The 17,111-nt window shown below is 66.8% G+C and carries 14 protein-coding genes and 1 pseudogene; 13 read left to right on the top strand and 2 right to left on the bottom strand.

Annotation, left to right across the window (positions count from 1 at the left end; translation table 11 throughout):
- Position 1: 1 nt before the first annotated feature.
- A complete protein-coding gene (locus BM43_RS35885) occupies positions 2-2,578 on the bottom strand; it encodes a [protein-PII] uridylyltransferase (protein WP_036050879.1) in 2,577 nt (858 codons plus the stop codon).
- Positions 2,579-2,738: 160 nt separating this feature from the next.
- Positions 2,739-3,557 (bottom strand): annotated as a pseudogene (gene map, locus BM43_RS35880) (type I methionyl aminopeptidase); the annotation flags it as partial.
- A gap of 473 nt (positions 3,558-4,030) precedes the next feature.
- On the opposite strand from map, the gene rpsB reads away from it, so the two are divergent.
- The 13 genes from rpsB (at position 4,031) to lpxA (ending at position 17,111) form a co-directional block, all read left to right on the top strand.
- Complete coding sequence (gene rpsB / locus BM43_RS35875; protein WP_013698515.1) at positions 4,031-4,771, top strand: 30S ribosomal protein S2; 741 nt, start codon at positions 4,031-4,033, stop codon at positions 4,769-4,771.
- A 170-nt stretch (positions 4,772-4,941) separates the two neighbouring features.
- Positions 4,942-5,823 carry a translation elongation factor Ts gene (gene tsf, locus BM43_RS35870; RefSeq protein ID WP_036050884.1) on the top strand — a complete coding sequence of 294 codons (882 nt, stop codon included), beginning with the start codon at positions 4,942-4,944 and terminating at the stop codon, positions 5,821-5,823.
- A 169-nt stretch (positions 5,824-5,992) separates the two neighbouring features.
- The gene (gene pyrH / locus BM43_RS35865; RefSeq protein WP_025096629.1) at positions 5,993-6,706 is read left to right on the top strand and encodes a UMP kinase; all 714 of its coding nucleotides are present in this window, start codon (positions 5,993-5,995) and stop codon (positions 6,704-6,706) included.
- An 86-nt stretch (positions 6,707-6,792) separates the two neighbouring features.
- Complete coding sequence (gene frr, locus BM43_RS35860) at positions 6,793-7,353, top strand: ribosome recycling factor (protein WP_013698512.1); 561 nt, start codon at positions 6,793-6,795, stop codon at positions 7,351-7,353.
- Positions 7,354-7,403: 50 nt separating this feature from the next.
- A complete protein-coding gene (gene uppS / locus BM43_RS35855) occupies positions 7,404-8,186 on the top strand; it encodes a polyprenyl diphosphate synthase (protein ID WP_013698511.1) in 783 nt (260 codons plus the stop codon).
- Complete coding sequence (locus BM43_RS35850) at positions 8,180-9,001, top strand: phosphatidate cytidylyltransferase (protein ID WP_025096632.1); 822 nt, start codon at positions 8,180-8,182, stop codon at positions 8,999-9,001. Before uppS ends, BM43_RS35850 begins: the two co-directional genes overlap by 7 nt.
- A 16-nt stretch (positions 9,002-9,017) precedes the next feature.
- The gene (locus BM43_RS35845; RefSeq protein WP_036050887.1) at positions 9,018-10,214 is read left to right on the top strand and encodes a 1-deoxy-D-xylulose-5-phosphate reductoisomerase; all 1,197 of its coding nucleotides are present in this window, start codon (positions 9,018-9,020) and stop codon (positions 10,212-10,214) included.
- 13 nt (positions 10,215-10,227) lie between these two features.
- On the top strand, positions 10,228-11,610 hold the full coding sequence (rseP, locus tag BM43_RS35840) for an RIP metalloprotease RseP (RefSeq protein WP_036050889.1): 1,383 nt from the start codon (positions 10,228-10,230) through the stop codon (positions 11,608-11,610).
- Between the two features lie 67 nt (positions 11,611-11,677).
- On the top strand, positions 11,678-13,984 hold the full coding sequence (gene bamA / locus BM43_RS35835; RefSeq protein WP_013698507.1) for an outer membrane protein assembly factor BamA: 2,307 nt from the start codon (positions 11,678-11,680) through the stop codon (positions 13,982-13,984).
- 67 nt (positions 13,985-14,051) lie between these two features.
- A complete protein-coding gene (locus tag BM43_RS35830; RefSeq protein ID WP_036039778.1) occupies positions 14,052-14,555 on the top strand; it encodes an OmpH/Skp family outer membrane protein in 504 nt (167 codons plus the stop codon).
- Positions 14,556-14,565: 10 nt separating this feature from the next.
- Positions 14,566-15,651 (top strand): UDP-3-O-(3-hydroxymyristoyl)glucosamine N-acyltransferase, encoded by a 1,086-nt coding sequence (gene lpxD / locus BM43_RS35825; protein WP_036050892.1) that lies wholly within the window; start codon positions 14,566-14,568, stop codon positions 15,649-15,651.
- A 132-nt stretch (positions 15,652-15,783) separates the two neighbouring features.
- Positions 15,784-16,251, top strand: coding sequence for a 3-hydroxyacyl-ACP dehydratase FabZ (gene fabZ / locus BM43_RS35820; protein ID WP_013698504.1), 468 nt, complete (start codon positions 15,784-15,786; stop codon positions 16,249-16,251).
- A 53-nt stretch (positions 16,252-16,304) separates the two neighbouring features.
- On the top strand, positions 16,305-17,111 hold the full coding sequence (gene lpxA / locus BM43_RS35815) for an acyl-ACP--UDP-N-acetylglucosamine O-acyltransferase (protein ID WP_013698503.1): 807 nt from the start codon (positions 16,305-16,307) through the stop codon (positions 17,109-17,111).

The following is a 17,111-nucleotide window of genomic DNA, read 5'->3' as shown; positions in this document are numbered from 1 at the left end:
CTCAGGCTGCGATCGCGCGCAGCAATTCAGTTTCGACCTGGATCTGCAAACGGTTGTCGGACAGGCCGGCGCCGTCGAGCAGGAACACGTCCTCGACGCGCTCGCCGAGCGTATTGATCCGCGCCGCATGGACGCCGACCCGGTGCTCGGCCAGCACGCGCGCGATCGAATAGAGAAGGCCCGGCCGGTCGTTGGCGGACACGGACAGGATGTAGTACTGACCACGCTCGTCGGCGCGCAGGTCGACGCGGGGCGTGATCGGGAAGGTGCGCGACAGGCGCGACAGGCGGCCCTTCGACGGTTCGGGCAGCGGCGCCGGGCTGGACAGCCGGTCGGCGAGCTGCTGTTCGACGAGGTTGGCGATATCGCGATACTGCACGTCGTGCTCGGAGCGCGTGACGATGAAATTGTCGAGCGCGTAGCCGTGGCGGGTGGTGCTGATGCGCGCATCGAGCACCGACAGGCCGTTGCGGTCGAAGTAGGCGCAGATGCCCGCGAACAGGTCCGAACGGTCCTTGACGTAGACCAGCACCTGCAGCGCGTCGCCCACCGGCGAGGGCCGCGCGCGCACGATCGCCGTCTCGGCATGCACGTGCCGGTACAGCACGCGCGTCTGCCAGGCGATATCGGCCGCGTCGTGGCGCAGGAAGTAGCCGACGTCGAGCTGGTCCCACAGCGGCTGGTGCACGTCGTCGGGCACGGTCTCCAGCCGCAGCAGCGCGAGCGCCTCGTCGCGGCGCGTCTGCAGCTCGGAATGCGTGTCGGGCCGCGCGCCGCCGAGCACCGCGCTGGTGGCGCGGTACAGATCCTCCAGCAGCTTGCCCTTCCAGGTGTTCCAGACCTTCGGGCTGGTGCCGCGGATATCGGCCACGGTCAGCAGGTAGAGCGCGGTCAGCCAGCGCTCGTTGCCGACCAGGCCGGCGAAGCGCTTGACCACCTCGGGATCGCTGATGTCCTGCTTCTGCGCGACCTGGCTCATGGTCAGGTGATGCTCGACCAGCCAGACCACCAGCGCGGCATCGTCGCCGGTGATGCCGTGCTCGCGGCAGAAACGCCGCGCGTCGGCCATGCCGAGCTTGGAGTGGTCGCCGCCGCGGCCCTTGGCGATGTCGTGGAACAGCGCCGCCACGTAGAGCACCCAGGGCCGCTCGAAGTTCGCGATCAGCTGGCTGCAGAACGGATATTCATGCGCGTGCTCGGCCACCGCGAAGCGGCGGATATTGCGCAGCACCATCAGGATGTGCTGGTCGACCGTGTACACGTGGTAGAGATCGTGCTGCATCTGCCCGACGATGCGGCGGAAGTTGAGCAGGTAGCGGCCCAGCACGCTGGTCTGGTTCAGCAGCCGGAACGCATGCGTGATGCCTTCGTTCTGCTGCAGGATCTTCATGAAGGTCTCGCGGTTGCGCGGATCGCGGCGCCAGGCGCCGTTCATCACGTCGCGCGAGTTGTAGAGCGCGCGCAGCGTGCGCGCCGACAGGCCCTTCACGCCGCGGGTGGTCTCGTAGAGCAGGAAGGCCTCGAGGATCGCGTCGGGATGCTGCTCGAACACGTCGTCGGAGACGGTCTCCAGCATGCCCTGCTTCTCGACGAAGCGGCCCGGCGACAACACCCGCGTGATGCCGCTGGTGGCCGGGAACAACTGCGCCTCGATGTTCTGGATCAGGATCGTGGCGAGCTGGGTGACGGCCTTGGCGGCCCAGTAGTAGCGGCGCATCAGCTGCTCGCTGGCGCGCTTGGCCGGGGTCGGCACGTAGCCGAAGCTCTCGGCCGCCTGGGTCTGCAGGTCGAACACCAGGATGTCCTGGCGGCGCCCGGTGATCACGTGCAGGCGTGCGCGCAGCGCCTTCAGGAAGGCCTCGTTGCGGCGCAGCTCGCGCGCCTCGCGCGCGCTGATCAGCCCGCGCGTGTCGAGCTCGCGCCAACTCTTGCCGAAGCCGGCCGCGCGCGCGATCCAGAGGATCGTCTGCAGGTCGCGCAGGCCGCCCGGGCTTTCCTTCACGTTCGGCTCGAGGCTGTAGGGCGTGTCCTGGAACTTGGCGTGGCGCTGACGCATCTCCAGCACCTTGGCCTGGAAGAAGGCGCGCGGGTCGAGCGCCTCGCGGTAGCGCGCCACCGCGCGCTTGAACAGCGTCAGGCTGCCGGTGATGCGGCGCGCCTCCAGCAGGGAGGTCTGCACCGTGACGTCCTGCGCGGCCTCGTCGATGCACTCGCCGACCGTGCGCACGCTGCTGCCGATCTCTAGCCCGAGATCCCAGGCCATGCCGATGAAGCGCTCGATGCGCGCGTCGAACTCGCCGCCGTGCGCATCGGGCAGCAGCACCAGGATGTCGACGTCGGAATGCGGCGAGAGCTCGCCGCGCCCGAAGCCGCCGACGGCGACCAGCGCCAGCGAGCCGGGCAGGTCGCAATCGGTCCAGAGCTGGCGCAGCGCTTCGTCGGTGGCTCGCGAGAGCGCGCGCATCAGCGCCTCGACCTGGGTCGCGGCGCGAAAGCGCGCGATCAGCTCGGCCTTGACGGCGCGGAATTCGGCCTTGTGCGACGGCGCTTCGGTGGCGGTGAGGGCAGGAACGCTCATGAGTGGCGGGGCGGGTGTGACAGGTGAAACCAAGGCGCGGTGGCGTGGGCCCGGCCAGTGGCGGCCGACTCGCGCCGGCGCGCGGGACGAATCGGGTCGGGCAAGCCGGGTCAGGCCAACAGCAAGGCGGGCGCGGCGAACCGCGCCCGGCAATCGATCCTCAGGCGGCCACCGCGTCGAGCGCGGGGCGGGCCGGCGTGCCCGTCGAGACGGTCAGCACCTCGTGGCCGGTCGGCGTGACCAGCACGGTATGTTCCCACTGTGCCGACAGGCTGCGGTCGCGCGTCTTCACGGTCCACTGGTCCGGCATGGTGCGGATGTCGCGCTTGCCGGCGTTGATCATCGGCTCGATCGTGAAGATCATGCCGGGCACCAGCTCGATGCCGGTGCCGGGGCGGCCGTAGTGCACCACCTGCGGATCCTCGTGGAACACCGTGCCGATGCCGTGCCCGCAGTATTCGCGCACCACGCTGTAGCCGCGCCCTTCGGCGTGCTTCTGGATGGCGTGGCCGATATCGCCCAGGTGCGCGCCCGGCTTGACCTGCTCGATGCCGAGCCACATGCATTCGTAGGTGGTCTGGATCAGGCGCTTGGCGAGGATCGAACCCTCGCCGACCAGGAACATCCGGCTGGTGTCGCCGAAATAGCCGTTCTTGATCACGGTGATGTCGATATTGAGCGCGTCGCCGTTCTTGAGCACCTTGTCGCCGGGAATGCCGTGGCAGATCACGTCGTTGACCGAGGTGCAGATCGCTTTCGGATAGGGCGGGTAGCCGGGCGGCTGGTAGTTCAGCGGTGCCGGCACGGTGCCCTGCACGTTGGTCATGTACTCGTGGCAGAGCCGGTCGATCTCGCCGGTGGTGGTGCCGGCGACCACGAACGGCGTGATGTAGTCGAGCACCTCGCTCGCCAGCCGGCAGGCGACGCGCATCTGCTCGATATCGTGGTCGGTCTTGATCGTGATGGCCATGGGTCTTGCCTGCGAGGAATGCGTGGAATTGCGGGATTATCGCACCTTCTGGAGGTGGTCGCAGCCCTTGTTGGGCTTGTCCGGCTTGGGTTTCACGGTGGTGCAGGGGATTCGCGGCGGCGCGCGGGCCCGGTGCGGCGGCGGCGGAATCGGTGCCCGAACGTGGTCGCTCGACGGCGAACGGGCTTGCCGGCGCGCAGGGTTTCCCCGAATGGCGAGCGGCGCGGCAAAGGATTCGGCAAAGACATGGGTGACTTGAGAGCGGTCATTCCGGCGTGCTATACTCTCTGGCTAAGTCTGGCTCTACTTTCAATTCATGCTCGATTCATGTGATCCGGCATGGGGAAAGCAGGTCCGGGCTGACCGGCATGCGCGGTGTTCGCACGTGCCGAATCGCAAGCCGGCGCACCCTGGGTGTCGCGTGCCATTCGCCGCGATACGGCAGCCGGCTTAAGACCCAACCCTAGCGGAGAATTACTCTCATGGCAGTCACGATGCGCCAAATGCTGGAAGCCGGTGTCCACTTCGGTCACCAAACGCGCTTCTGGAACCCGAAGATGGCCCCGTTCATTTTCGGTCATCGCAACAAGATTCACATCATCAACCTCGAAAAGACGCTGCCGATGTTCACGGACGCACAGAAGTACGTGCGCCAGCTGTCGGCAAATCGGGGCACGATCCTGTTCGTCGGCACCAAGCGTCAGTCGCGCGACACGATCGCTCAGGAAGCGCAGCGCGCCGGCATGCCGTTCGTCAACGCGCGCTGGCTCGGCGGCATGCTGACCAACTTCAAGACGCTGAAGGTATCGATCAAGCGCCTGAAGGACATGGAAGCGGCCGTCGAATCGGGTGAAACCGAGAAGATGAGCAAGAAGGAAGCGCTGCTGTTCGAACGCGAAATCGCCAAGCTGCAGAAGTCGATCGGCGGCGTGAAGGACATGGGCGGCATTCCGGACGCGATCTTCGTGGTCGACGTCGGCTACCACAAGATCGCCATCACCGAAGCGAACAAGCTGGGCGTGCCGGTCATCGCCGTGGTCGATACGAACCACTCGCCGGAAGGTGTGGACTATGTGATCCCGGGTAACGACGACTCGAGCAAGGCTGTCGCGCTGTACGCCGAAGGCGTGGCCGATGCGATCCTCGAAGGCCGTGCCAACGCGGTCAACGAAGTGGTCCAGGCGGTGCGCGGCGACGACGAGTACGTCGAAGAGAACGCGTAACCGGTCCCGAGCCGGCGCAAAAAGGGGGCTCTCAACAGGCCCCCTTTTTTTAAGTCGCGTTGCCGGGGCGAGCATCGGGAGCCGCGGCATCCGATGCGAATCGCCGGAAACGAATCCCCGCCGCCCATGTCGAAGGGCGGCGTCGTGAATACAGACCCAAGGAGCGAATGATGGCGGCAATTACCGCAAGCATGGTGGCAGAACTGCGCGCGAAGACCGACGCGCCGATGATGGAATGCAAGAAGGCGCTGACGGAAGCCGACGGCGATCTGGTCAAGGCCGAGGAACTGCTGCGCGTCAAGCTCGGCAACAAGGCCAGCAAGGCCGCATCGCGCGTGACGGCCGAGGGCGTGGTCTCGTCCTTCGTCAGCAACGGCGCCGGCGCCCTGGTCGAACTGAACTGCGAAACCGACTTCGTCGCCAAGAACGACGACTTCCTGGCCTTCGCCAAGACCGTCGCGGAGCTCGTCGCGGCCCAGAACCCGGCTGACGTGGCTGCCCTGTCGGCGCTGCCGCTGGACGGCAAGACGGTCGACGAGGTGCGCCTGGCCCTGGTCGGCAAGATCGGCGAAAACATCTCGATCCGCCGCTTCGTGCGCTTCGAGACCGCCAACCAGATCGCCACCTACCTGCACGGCAGCCGCATCGGCGTGATCGTCGAGTACACCGGCGCGGACGAGCAGGTCGGCAAGGACGTCGCGATGCACGTCGCGGCCATGAAGCCGGTCGCGCTGTCGGCCGAGCAGGTGCCGGCCGAGCTGATCGAGAAGGAACGCCGCGTGGCCGAGCAGAAGGCCGCCGAATCGGGCAAGCCGGCCGAGATCGCCGCCAAGATGGTCGACGGCAGCGTCCAGAAGTACCTGAAGGAAATCTCGCTGCTGAACCAGCCGTTCGTGAAGAACGACAAGCAGACGATCGAACAGATGCTCAAGGCAGCCAATGCTGCAGTGCAAAAGTTCTCGCTGTTCGTGGTCGGCGAAGGCATCGAGAAGCGCCAGGACGACTTCGCGGCCGAAGTGGCGGCGCAAGTCGCGGCAGCCAAGCAGCAGTAAGCCGTATCGCAGCATCGTTGGACCCGCGGCGGGCGCCCGCTCCGCCGCGCTTCGGCAGCGCCGCGGATTGCCGCCCGGTTTCCGGGCGGCAATTTGGCGGCGCTTGCCCGAATCAGTATTTCGCCCCTACAGTTCGTGCTTGTCATCCTCTCGTCGCTTGGAAGCCCCTATGCCCAATGCCTATAAACGCGTCCTCCTCAAACTTTCCGGCGAAGCGCTGATGGGCGACGATGCCTTCGGCATCAATCGCGCGACGATCGAGCGGATGGTGGCGGACGTCGCCGAGGTGGTGCGCCTCGGCACGCAGTTGGCCGTCGTGATCGGCGGCGGCAACATTTTCCGCGGCGTGGCGGGCGGCGCAGCCGGCATGGATCGCGCCACGGCCGACTACATGGGGATGCTGGCGACGATGATGAACGCGCTGGCGCTGCAGGACGCGATGCGCCACGCCGGTATCGAGGCGCGCGTGCAGTCGGCGCTGCGCATGGACCAGGTGGTGGAGCCGTACATCCGGCCCCGCGCGATCCGCCAGCTCGAGGAAGGTCGCGTGGTGATCTTCGCGGCCGGTACCGGCAACCCGTTCTTCACGACCGACACGGCCGCCGCGCTGCGCGGCTCGGAAGTGGGCGCGGAAGTGGTGCTGAAGGCCACCAAGGTGGACGGCGTCTACACCGCCGATCCGAAGAAGGATCCGTCGGCCACGCGCTATACCTCGATCAGCTTCGACGAGGCGATCGGCCGCAATCTGCAGGTGATGGACGCCACCGCCTTCGCGCTGTGCCGCGACCAGAAGCTGCCGATCCGGGTGTTCTCGATCAACAAGCCCGGTGCGCTCAAGCGTATCGTGCAGGGCGAGGACGAGGGGACGCTCGTCCACGTGTAAACTCACGCCGATACAGGCCTGGCATGACGCCGCCGGCGGGATGCCGGCCTGTGTCGTTTTGAAGGTTCGAAGGTTCGGAGGTTGAAATGAGTCACGCTGAAGTGAAGAAGGGCGTCGAGCAGAAGATGCAACGCTCGATCGAAGCGTTCAAGAACGATCTGGCAAAGATCCGTACCGGCCGCGCACACACCGGCCTGCTCGATCACGTGCAGGTCGACTACTACGGCTCGATGGTGCCGATCTCGCAGGTCGCCAACCTGACGCTGGCCGATGCGCGCACGATCAGCGTGCAGCCCTGGGAAAAGCCGATGGTGGCGAAGGTCGAGAAGGCCATCCGCGAATCGGACCTGGGCCTGAACCCGGCAACCTCGGGCGACGCCATCCGCGTGCCGATGCCGGCGCTGACGGAAGAGCGCCGCCGCGAGCTGGCCAAGGTGGTCAAGAGCGAAGCCGAGACGGCCAAGGTGGCGGTACGCAACCTGCGTCGCGATGCCAACGAGCAGCTCAAGAAGCTGGTCAAGGACAAGGAAATCTCGGAAGACGACGAGCGCCGTGCCAGCGACGACGTCCAGAAGCTGACGGACAAGTACGTCGCCGAGATCGACAAGCTCGCGCAGACCAAAGAAGCCGAGATCATGACGGTCTGACGCGCGATGCGCGCGTCGCACTTTTTCCCTCGGTTACTGTCTCAGCGGCCATGACTTATACCAGCTCTACCGTTCGCGTGCCCGACGTCGCCGCCGTGCCACGTCATATCGCGATCATCATGGACGGCAACGGCCGTTGGGCCACCGAGCGCCGCCTGCCGCGCGTCGCGGGGCATACCCGCGGCGTCGACGCGGTGCGCTCGGTCGTGGAAGGGTGCGCGCGCGCCGGCGTCGAATACCTGACGCTGTTCGCCTTCAGCTCCGAGAACTGGCGCAGGCCGAACGACGAGGTGTCGTTCCTGATGCGCCTGTTCATCACCGCGCTCGAGCGCGAGGTCGGCAAGCTGCATGCGAACGGCATCCGCCTGCGCGTGGTCGGCGAGCTCGATCGCTTCGAACCCCGCATCCGCGAGCTGATCCGCCGCGCGGAAACCAAGACCGCGCGCAATACGCGCCTGACGCTGACCATCGCCGCGAACTACGGCGGCCGTTGGGACATCCTGCAGGCCACCAAGAAGCTGATCGCCGAGGCGGTGCGCGAGGGGCGCGAGGTCGAGGTCGACGAAACCGCCTTCGCGCAGCACCTGGCGATGGCCTACGCGCCCGAGCCGGACCTGTTCATCCGCACCGGCGGCGAGCAGCGCGTCAGCAATTTCCTGCTTTGGCAGCTCGCCTACACCGAATTCTATTTCACGGGCAAGTTCTGGCCCGATTTCGACGCCGCCGCGCTCGCCGATGCGCTGGCGTCGTACACCGATCGCGAACGCCGGTTCGGCCGGACGAGCGCGCAGCTCGAACCCCAGTCCCAGGACGTCGACTCCCTTTCATGCTGAAGACCCGTGTCATCACGGCGGTCGTGCTGCTGGCCATCCTGCTGCCGGTAACGCTGTTCGCGCCGCTCGCGGCATTCGGCGCGCTGATCGCCCTCGTGCTGGTATTCGCCGCCTGGGAGTGGGCGCGCCTGCTCAAGCTCGGCGCGGCCGGCTCGGTGGTCTACGCGCTGGTGGCCGCGCTGGTGTTGGCCGCCAGCATGGGCCTGGGCGTCGGTTTCGCCCCCTCGCGCCCGCTGGTCGAGGCGGCCGGCGTGTTCTGGCTGCTGGCCGGCCCGTTCGCGCTGTGGCGCAAGCCCACACTGGCTGCCGGCGCCTGGAAACCTTTCCTGCTGGCGGCGGGCCTGCTGGTCTTCGCGGCCTGCTGGCATGCCGTGGTGGCCGCGCGCGCGGCCGGCATCCCCTTCGTGCTGTCGATGCTGCTGGTCGTCTGGCTGGCCGATATAGGCGCATACTTCGCGGGCAAGGCCTTCGGCAGGCACAAGCTGGCCCCGTCGGTGAGCCCGGGCAAGACCTGGGAGGGCGCGGCAGGCGGCTGGCTGGCGGTGATGATCGTCGCGGGCCTGGCGATCGGCCTGCACGCGTTCGAGCCGACCCTGTTTTCAGCGCTCGCGCAGCGCTTCGGCGCGCCGGGCGCGTTCGCGGCACTGAGCCTGCTGGTCGCCTACAGCGTGATCGGCGACCTGTTCGAGTCCCTGCTCAAGCGGCAGGCCGGCGTGAAGGATTCGAGCGGACTGCTGCCGGGCCACGGCGGCGTGCTCGACCGGGTCGACGCGCTGCTGCCGGTGCTGCCGCTCGCGGTGCTGCTGCTCGGTTAATCACTAGATCTTCATCATGCAAAAACGCCTGACTATCCTCGGCTCGACGGGCTCGATCGGAGACAGCACGCTCGACGTCGTCGCGCGTCACCCGGACCGCTTCTCGGTCTATGCGCTGAGCGCGCACCGCAACGGCGACAAGCTTGTCGAGCAGTGCCTGAAGTTCCGGCCCGAAGTGGCCGTGGTCGGCTCGGCGGAAACCGCCGCCGCGGTCGAGGCCAAGCTGCGCGCGGCCGGTTGCCGTACCCAGGTCGCTTATGGCCCGGACGCGCTGGTCGAGATCGCCCGGGCCGACGGCTGCGATACGGTGGTCGCCGCGATCGTCGGCGCCGCCGGCCTGGCCTCGAGCCTGGCCGCCGCGCGCGCCGGCAAGCGCATCCTGCTGGCCAACAAGGAATCGCTGGTGATGTCGGGCTCGATCTTCATGGACGCGGTGCGCGACCATGGCGCGATCCTGCTGCCGGTCGACAGCGAGCACAACGCGATCTTCCAGTGCATGCCGCGCGACATCGCCGAGCACGGCGGCATCGCCAAGATCATCGTGACCGCCTCGGGTGGCCCGTTCCGCACCCGCGAGCCGGCCACCCTGGTCGACGTCACGCCGGACGAGGCCTGCAAGCACCCGAACTGGTCGATGGGCCGCAAGATCTCGGTGGATTCGGCCACCATGATGAACAAGGGCCTGGAGGTGATCGAGGCGCACTGGATCTTCGGCTTGCCGAGCCAGCGCATCGAGGTGCTGATCCATCCGCAGAGCGTGATCCATTCGCTGGTCTCGTACAAGGACGGCTCGGTGCTCGCGCAGCTGGGCAACCCCGACATGCGCACGCCGATCGCGCATGCGCTGGCCTTCCCGGAGCGCGTCGACGCCGGCGTCGCCCAGCTCGACCTGGCCCAGGTCGCCACCCTGAACTTCGAGAAGCCGGACTTCCAGCGCTTCCCCTGCCTGGCCCTGGCGATCCAGGCGCTCGACGCGGGCGGGGTGGCCAGCACGGTGCTCAACGCCGCCAACGAACTGGCGGTGGAGGCCTTCCTGGAGCGCCGGATCGGCTTCATGGATATCGCGAGCACGGTCGATGCGGTGCTCAATCATCTGATGAATCGCGAGCCGGACGGTCTCGACGACGTGCTGGCGGCCGATGCCGAGGCGCGCCGCGAGGCCGCCGCGGTGATCGCGAAACTGCCTGTTCCGCGCGCGGAGCGCGTAGCCTGAGCGAGAGGGGCGCATGAACGTGCTGATCGAGCTGGTAGCGTTTGCAGTGGCGATCGGCGTGCTGGTCGTCGTCCACGAATACGGTCATTACAGCATCGCGCGCCTGTGCGGCGTGAAGGTGCTGCGTTTCTCGATCGGCTTCGGCACGGTGCTGCTGCGGCACACCAGCCGTCGCACCGGCACCGAATGGACGCTGTCGGCGCTGCCGCTGGGCGGCTACGTGAAGATGCTCGACGAGCGCGATCCGGGCCCCGAGGGCATCGCGCCGGCCGACCTGCCCCAGGCCTTCAACCGCCAGTCGGTGTGGAAGCGCATCGCGATCGTCGCGGCCGGGCCGATCGCCAACTTCCTGCTCGCGATCCTGCTGTTCTCCACGGTGTTCGCCACCGGCGTGACCGAGCCGGCGGCGGTGGTCGCGGCGCCGGCCGCCGACACGGTGGCCGCGCGCGCCGGCTTCGACGGCGGCGAAACCATCGTCTCGATCCGCGACGCGCAGGGCGGTGCGGCCGAGCCGGTGCGCTCCTGGTCGGACCTGCGCTGGAAGCTGCTCGGCGCGACCATCGACCATCGCCAGGTGATCCTGGGCGGCCGCACCGGCGGGGCGACCTACGATTTCCACGTCGACCTGAGCGGCTTCGACCAGCGCTCTGCCGACGACGACTACATGTCGAAGCTCGGCTTCGAGCCCGGCGGCGGGGCGCTGTCGATCTCGGCGGTCACGCCGGGCAGCGCGGCGGAGCAGGCCGGGCTGCAGCCGGGCGACCGCATCGTTGCGCTCGACGGCAAGCCGGTGATCGGCTCGGGCCGCTTCATCGACACCATCAAGTCGCATGCGGGCCGTCCGCTCGCGCTGCGGATCTCGCGCGGCGGCGTCGAGCGCACGCTGAGCATCGTGCCGCATGCGGAGCGCGATGCCACGCCCGGCGCGAACGGCGCGCAGGTCGGCCGGATCGGCGCGGCGCTGGCGATGCACACACCCACCGTGGACGTGCGCTACGGCCTGCTCGAGAGCGCCGAGCTGGGCGTGCGCCGTACCTGGGGCATTTCGGTGTACTCGCTGAAGATGTTCGGGCGGATGCTGACCGGGGAGGCGTCGCTGAAGAACCTGTCGGGGCCGGTGACGATCGCGGACTACGCAGGCAAGAGCGCGCGGCTCGGATTATCAGCCTTCCTGTCCTTTCTGGCGCTGGTCAGCATCAGTCTCGGCGTGCTGAACTTGCTGCCGATTCCGGTTTTGGACGGGGGGCATCTGTTATATTATCTGGTTGAAGCCGCGACCGGGAAGGCCGTTTCTGAGCGCTGGCAACTGATTCTGCAAAGAGCGGGGTTGATCTGCATCGTCGCGCTGTCGGCGATCGCGCTGTTCAACGATCTGTCTCGTTTAATCCATTCTTGAAGCGTCGGGCGAGGGCTGCGAGGGCCGTCGCCGGATCTGATGCAAGCTTAAATACTGGGGATGCACGTTGTTCAAACCTCATCGCTTCGTACCCAAGACTGTAGCCGCCGCGGCGCTCGCCGTGCACGGACTCGCAGCCCACGCGACGTCGCCGTTCGTCGTGCAGGATATCAAGATCGAGGGCTTGCAGCGTGTCGAAGCCGGTTCCGTGTTCGCCTACCTGCCGATCAAGCAGGGCGACACCTTCACGGACGACAAGGCATCCGAAGCAATCCGCGCGCTCTACGCGACGGGCTTCTTCAATGACGTCAAGATCGCCACCGAGGGCAACGTGGTGATCGTGCAGGTGCAGGAGCGTCCGGCGATCTCATCGATCGACTTCACCGGCATCAAGGAATTCGACAAGGACAACCTGACCAAGGCGCTGCGCGCGGTCGGCCTGTCGCAAGGCCGCTACTACGACAAGTCGCTGGTCGACAAGGCCGAGCAGGAACTGAAGCGCCAGTACCTCACGCGCGGCTACTACGCCGCCGAGGTCACCACCACCGTCACGCCGGTCGACGCCAATCGCGTCTCGATCCTGTTCTCGGTGGCCGAAGGCCCGAGCGCCAAGATCCGCCAGATCAACTTCATCGGCAACAAGACCTTCAGCACCAGCACGCTGCGCAACGAGATGCAGCTGTCGACGCCGAACTGGTTCTCCTGGTACACCAAGAACGACCTGTACTCGAAGGAAAAGCTCACCGGCGACCTGGAAAACGTCCGTTCGTACTACCTGAATCGCGGCTACCTCGAATTCAACATCGATTCGACCCAGGTCTCGATCTCGCCCGATAAGAAGGACATGTACCTGACGCTCACCCTGCACGAGGGTGAGCCGTACACGATCTCGAGCATCCAGCTGTCGGGCAACCTGCTGGATCGCCAGGCCGAGCTGCAGAAGCTGGTCAAGATCAAGGCCGGCGAGCGGTTCTCGGCCGAGAAGCTGCAGGCTACCACCAAGGCGATCGTCGACAAGCTCGGCGAATACGGCTACGCCTTCGCGACCGTCAACGCCCAGCCGAACATCGACCAGGCCTCGCACAAGGTGGCCCTGACGCTGGTGGTCGATCCGAGCCGCCGCGTCTACGTGCGCCGCATCAATGTGGTCGGCAACACCCGCACGCGCGACGAGGTGGTGCGCCGTGAAATGCGCCAGCTCGAGAGCTCGTGGTTCGATTCGGGCCGTCTCGCGCTGTCCAAGGATCGCGTCAACCGCCTGGGCTACTTCACCGACGTGGACGTCACCACGGTGCCGGTGGAAGGCACCAGCGACCAGGTCGACGTGAACGTGAAGGTCACCGAGAAGCCGACCGGTGCGATCACGCTGGGCGCGGGTTTCTCCTCGACCGACAAGGTGGTGCTGTCGGCCGGTATCTCGCAGGACAACGTGTTCGGCTCCGGCACCAGCCTGTCGGTGAACGTCAACACGGCGCGCAGCTACCGCACGCTGACGGTCACGCAGGTCGACCCGTACTTCACGGTGGACGGCATCAAGCGGATCACCGACGTGTTCTACCGCACCTACCAGCCGCTGTACTACTCGACCAATTCGAGCTTCCGGATCATCACGGCCGGCGGCGACATGAAGTTCGGCATTCCGTTCTCGGAAGTCGACACGGTGTTCTTCGGCGTGGGCTTCGAGCAGAACCGCCTCGATGTCGACGCGGATACGCCGCAGAGCTATCAGGATTACGTGCAGCAGTTCGGCCGCGTGTCGAACTCGGTGCCGTTGACCATCGGCTGGTCGCGCGACGCGCGTGACAGCGCGCTGATCCCGAGCCGCGGCTACTTCACCCAGGCCAATGCCGAATACGGCGCGCCGGTGGACAAGATCCAGTACTACAAGATGGACGTGCAGGCGCAGTACTACTACTCGTTCGCGCGCGGCTTCATCCTGGGCCTGAACTTCCAGGGCGGCTACGGCAACGGTATCGGCAACGCCTACCCGATCTTCAAGAACTACTACGCGGGCGGTATCGGCTCGGTGCGTGGCTACGAACCGAGCTCGCTCGGCCCGCGCGACTCGAAGACCAACGACCCGATCGGCGGTTCGAAGATGGTGGTCGGCAACATCGAGCTGACCTTCCCGCTGCCGGGCACCGGCTACGACCGCACGCTGCGCGTGTTCACCTTCTTCGACGGCGGTAACGTCTGGGGCAACGCGCCGGGCGGCACCAGCACCGGCGCGAACGGCCTGCGCTACGGCTACGGCGTGGGTCTGGCCTGGATCTCGCCGATCGGCCCGCTCAAGCTGAGCCTCGGTTTCCCGCTGCAGAAGCACGAAGGCGACCAGTACCAGAAATTCCAGTTCCAGATCGGGACCGCATTCTGATCGGAACCGCAACACCAAACGCATCGAGAGGGTAATTTTGCTAACCGGTAAGTTTTCGAAACGAGTGATGTGCGCGCTGGCGCTGTCCGCCGCGCTCGGCGCGACGGCCGCCCAGGCACAGGACGTCGCTCGGATCGCGGCGGTCAATTCCGACCGGATCCTCCGCGAGTCCGCGCCGGCCAAGGCCGCGCAGACCAAACTCGAAGCCGAGTTCGCGAAGCGCGACAAGGACCTGCAGGACATGGCCGCGCGTCTCAAGTCGATGTCGGATTCGCTCGACAAGAGCGGCCAGTCGCTGTCGGCCGCCGATCGTGCGCAAAAGCAGCGCGACCTGGCCCAGCTCGACACCGACTTCCAGCGCAAGCAGCGCGAGTTCCGCGAGGACCTCAACCAGCGCCGCAACGAGGAACTCGCCGCGGTGCTGGACAAGGCCAACAAGGTGATCAAGCAGATCGCCGAGCAGCAGAACTACGACCTGATCGTGCAGGAAGCGGTGTATGTCAGCCCGCGCATCGATATCACCGACAAGGTGCTGAAGGCGCTGGCCTCGCCCACCGGTTCGCTGAACTGAGGGAGCGCGCATGGCATTGACGCTAGACGAACTCGCCAAACGATTCGGCGGGGATATCGCCGGGGATCCGCAGTGCCAGGTCGGCGGCCTCGCACCGCTGGACCAGGCCGGCCCGAACCAGCTCGCCTTCCTCGCCAATCCCAAGTATCTGTCCCAGGTCGAGACCACCCGCGCCGGCGCCGTGCTGATCGCGCCGCGCGACCTGGAGAAGCTCGGCGCGGCTGCCGAGGGCCGCAACTTCATCCTCACCCCGAATCCCTACGCCTATTTCGCGCGCGTCGCGCAGATGTTCATCGACCTGGCCGCGCCCAAGCGGCCTTCGGGCGTGCATCCGAGCGCGAACGTCGATCCCTCGGCGCGGGTCGCGGCCAGCGCCGTGATCGGCCCGAACGTGACGGTCGAGACCGGTGCGGTGATCGGCGAGGGCGTGCGCCTGGACGCCAACGTGTTCGTGGGCGCCGGCACTAAGATCGGCGAAGGCTCCCGCCTGTACCCGAACGTGGTCGTCTATCACGGTTGCGATATCGGCGTGCGTGCGATCGTGCATTCGGGCGCCGTGATCGGCTCCGACGGCTTCGGCTTCGCGCCCGACTTCGTCGGCGAGGGCGAGGCGCGTACCGGCACCTGGGTCAAGATCCCGCAGGTCGGTGGCGTGAAGATCGGCCCCGACGTCGAGATCGGCGCGAACACCACGATCGATCGCGGCGCGATGGCCGACACGGTCATCGAGGAGTGCGTGAAGATCGACAACCTGGTGCAGATCGCCCACAACTGCCGGATCGGCGCCTATACCGTGATCGCCGGTTGCGCCGGCATCGCGGGCAGCACCAACATCGGCCGCCATTGCATGATCGGCGGCGCGGTCGGCATCGCCGGCCACGTCACGCTCGGCGACTACGTGATCGTCACGGCGCAGTCGGGCGTGTCGAAGTCGCTGCCGAAGGCCGGCATGTACACGAGCGCGTTCCCGGCCGTCGAGCACGGCGACTGGAACCGCAGCGCGGCGCTCGTCCGCAATCTCGACAAGCTGCGCGACCGCATCCGTTCGCTCGAGACCGCGCTGGCCGCGCGCAACGACGGACCCGCGCAGGACTGAAGGTCGAATCGGGCGCGACGGGCGGCTGAGGCCAGCGGCCCGCGCGCGAGTCAGAGAGGGCCGCGCCGCCTGGGGCGGCCCCTATCAGCATTTGCAGTCACCACCGCGCAGCATTGCGTGAGACGAACCATCATGAGCATCGAACAAATCAATTTCGACATCCACAAGATCCTCACGCTGCTGCCGCATCGTTATCCGATTCTGCTCGTCGACCGCGTGCTCGAACTCACCCCGCACGAAAGCATCAAAGCCCTGAAGAACGTGACCATCAACGAGCCGTTCTTCCAGGGGCATTTCCCGCAGCGCCCGGTGATGCCGGGCGTGCTGATCATCGAGGCGCTGGCGCAGGCCGCGGCGCTCTTGACCTTCAGCGAGGAACAGCCGAAGGATCCGGGCAAGTCGCTGTACTACTTCGTCGGCATCGACGGCGCGCGCTTCAAGCGCGTGGTCGAGCCGGGCGACCAACTGATCCTGAACGTGAAGTTCGAGCGCTACATCCGCGGCATCTGGAAGTTCAAGGCGACCGCCGAAGTCGACGGCAAGGTGGCCGCCGAGGCCGAACTGATGTGCACGGTGAAGTCGGCCGACGCCGCGCCCTGAGCGCCGCGCGCCATCACCACCGAGGCAGGACTGACCAAGAGAGGCAACCGCGCATGAGCAGGATCCATTCCACGGCCGTGATCGAGCCGGGCGCGCAGATCGACGAGAGCGTCGAGATCGGCCCGTACGCGATCGTCGGCCCGCACGTCACGATCGGCGCGCGCACCACCATCGGTTCGCACAGCGTGATCGAGGGGCACACCACGATCGGCGAGGACAACCGCATCGGCCATTACGCGTCGGTCGGCGGCCGTCCGCAGGACATGAAGTACAAGGACGAGCCCACCCGGCTCGTGATCGGCGATCGCAACACGATCCGCGAATTCACCACGATCCACACCGGCACCGTGCAGGACGCCGGCGTGACCACGCTCGGCGACGACAACTGGATCATGGCCTATGTCCACATCGGCCACGACTGCCGGGTCGGCAACCACGTGATCCTGTCGAGCAACGCGCAGATGGCGGGGCACGTCGAGATCGGCGACTGGGCCATCGTCGGCGGCATGTCGGGCGTGCACCAGTTCGTGAGGATCGGCGCGCACTCGATGCTGGGCGGCGCCTCGGCGCTGGTCCAGGACGTGCCGCCGTTCGTGATCTCGGCCGGCAACAAGGCCGTGCCGCATGGCATCAACGTCGAGGGCCTGCGGCGCCGCGGCTTCTCGGCCGAGGCGATCAGCGTGCTGCGCAGCGCCTACCGCGTGGTCTACAAGAGCGGCAAGACGCTCGACGAGGCCAAGGCGGAGCTGCGCGAGATGGTCGAGGCGGGCGCGCAAGACGGGAAGGGCGGTGACGGCGTGACCGAGCTCGAGCAGTTCCTCGCCTTCATCGATGCCTCGCAACGCGGCATCATCCGCTGA

Origin of the sequence: Burkholderia gladioli (assembly GCF_000959725.1) — a bacterium.
Lineage (GTDB): Bacteria > Pseudomonadota > Gammaproteobacteria > Burkholderiales > Burkholderiaceae > Burkholderia > Burkholderia gladioli.
This window is presented reverse-complemented; position numbering and strand designations above follow the sequence as displayed.

Excerpts from the sequence above, each read along its gene's own strand:
- fabZ (WP_013698504.1), top strand. The coding sequence starts at position 15,784 with ATGAGCATCGAACAAATCAATTTCGACATCCACAAGATCCTCACGCTG.
- frr (WP_013698512.1), top strand. The coding sequence starts at position 6,793 with ATGAGTCACGCTGAAGTGAAGAAGGGCGTCGAGCAGAAGATGCAACGC.
- BM43_RS35830 (WP_036039778.1), top strand. The coding sequence starts at position 14,052 with ATGTGCGCGCTGGCGCTGTCCGCCGCGCTCGGCGCGACGGCCGCCCAG.
- BM43_RS35845 (WP_036050887.1), top strand. The coding sequence starts at position 9,018 with ATGCAAAAACGCCTGACTATCCTCGGCTCGACGGGCTCGATCGGAGAC.
- lpxD (WP_036050892.1), top strand. The coding sequence starts at position 14,566 with ATGGCATTGACGCTAGACGAACTCGCCAAACGATTCGGCGGGGATATC.
- uppS (WP_013698511.1), top strand. The coding sequence starts at position 7,404 with ATGACTTATACCAGCTCTACCGTTCGCGTGCCCGACGTCGCCGCCGTG.
- BM43_RS35885 (WP_036050879.1), bottom strand. The coding sequence starts at position 2,578 with ATGAGCGTTCCTGCCCTCACCGCCACCGAAGCGCCGTCGCACAAGGCC.
- rseP (WP_036050889.1), top strand. The coding sequence starts at position 10,228 with ATGAACGTGCTGATCGAGCTGGTAGCGTTTGCAGTGGCGATCGGCGTG.
- lpxA (WP_013698503.1), top strand. The coding sequence starts at position 16,305 with ATGAGCAGGATCCATTCCACGGCCGTGATCGAGCCGGGCGCGCAGATC.
- pyrH (WP_025096629.1), top strand. The coding sequence starts at position 5,993 with ATGCCCAATGCCTATAAACGCGTCCTCCTCAAACTTTCCGGCGAAGCG.
- BM43_RS35850 (WP_025096632.1), top strand. The coding sequence starts at position 8,180 with ATGCTGAAGACCCGTGTCATCACGGCGGTCGTGCTGCTGGCCATCCTG.
- tsf (WP_036050884.1), top strand. The coding sequence starts at position 4,942 with ATGGCGGCAATTACCGCAAGCATGGTGGCAGAACTGCGCGCGAAGACC.
- rpsB (WP_013698515.1), top strand. The coding sequence starts at position 4,031 with ATGGCAGTCACGATGCGCCAAATGCTGGAAGCCGGTGTCCACTTCGGT.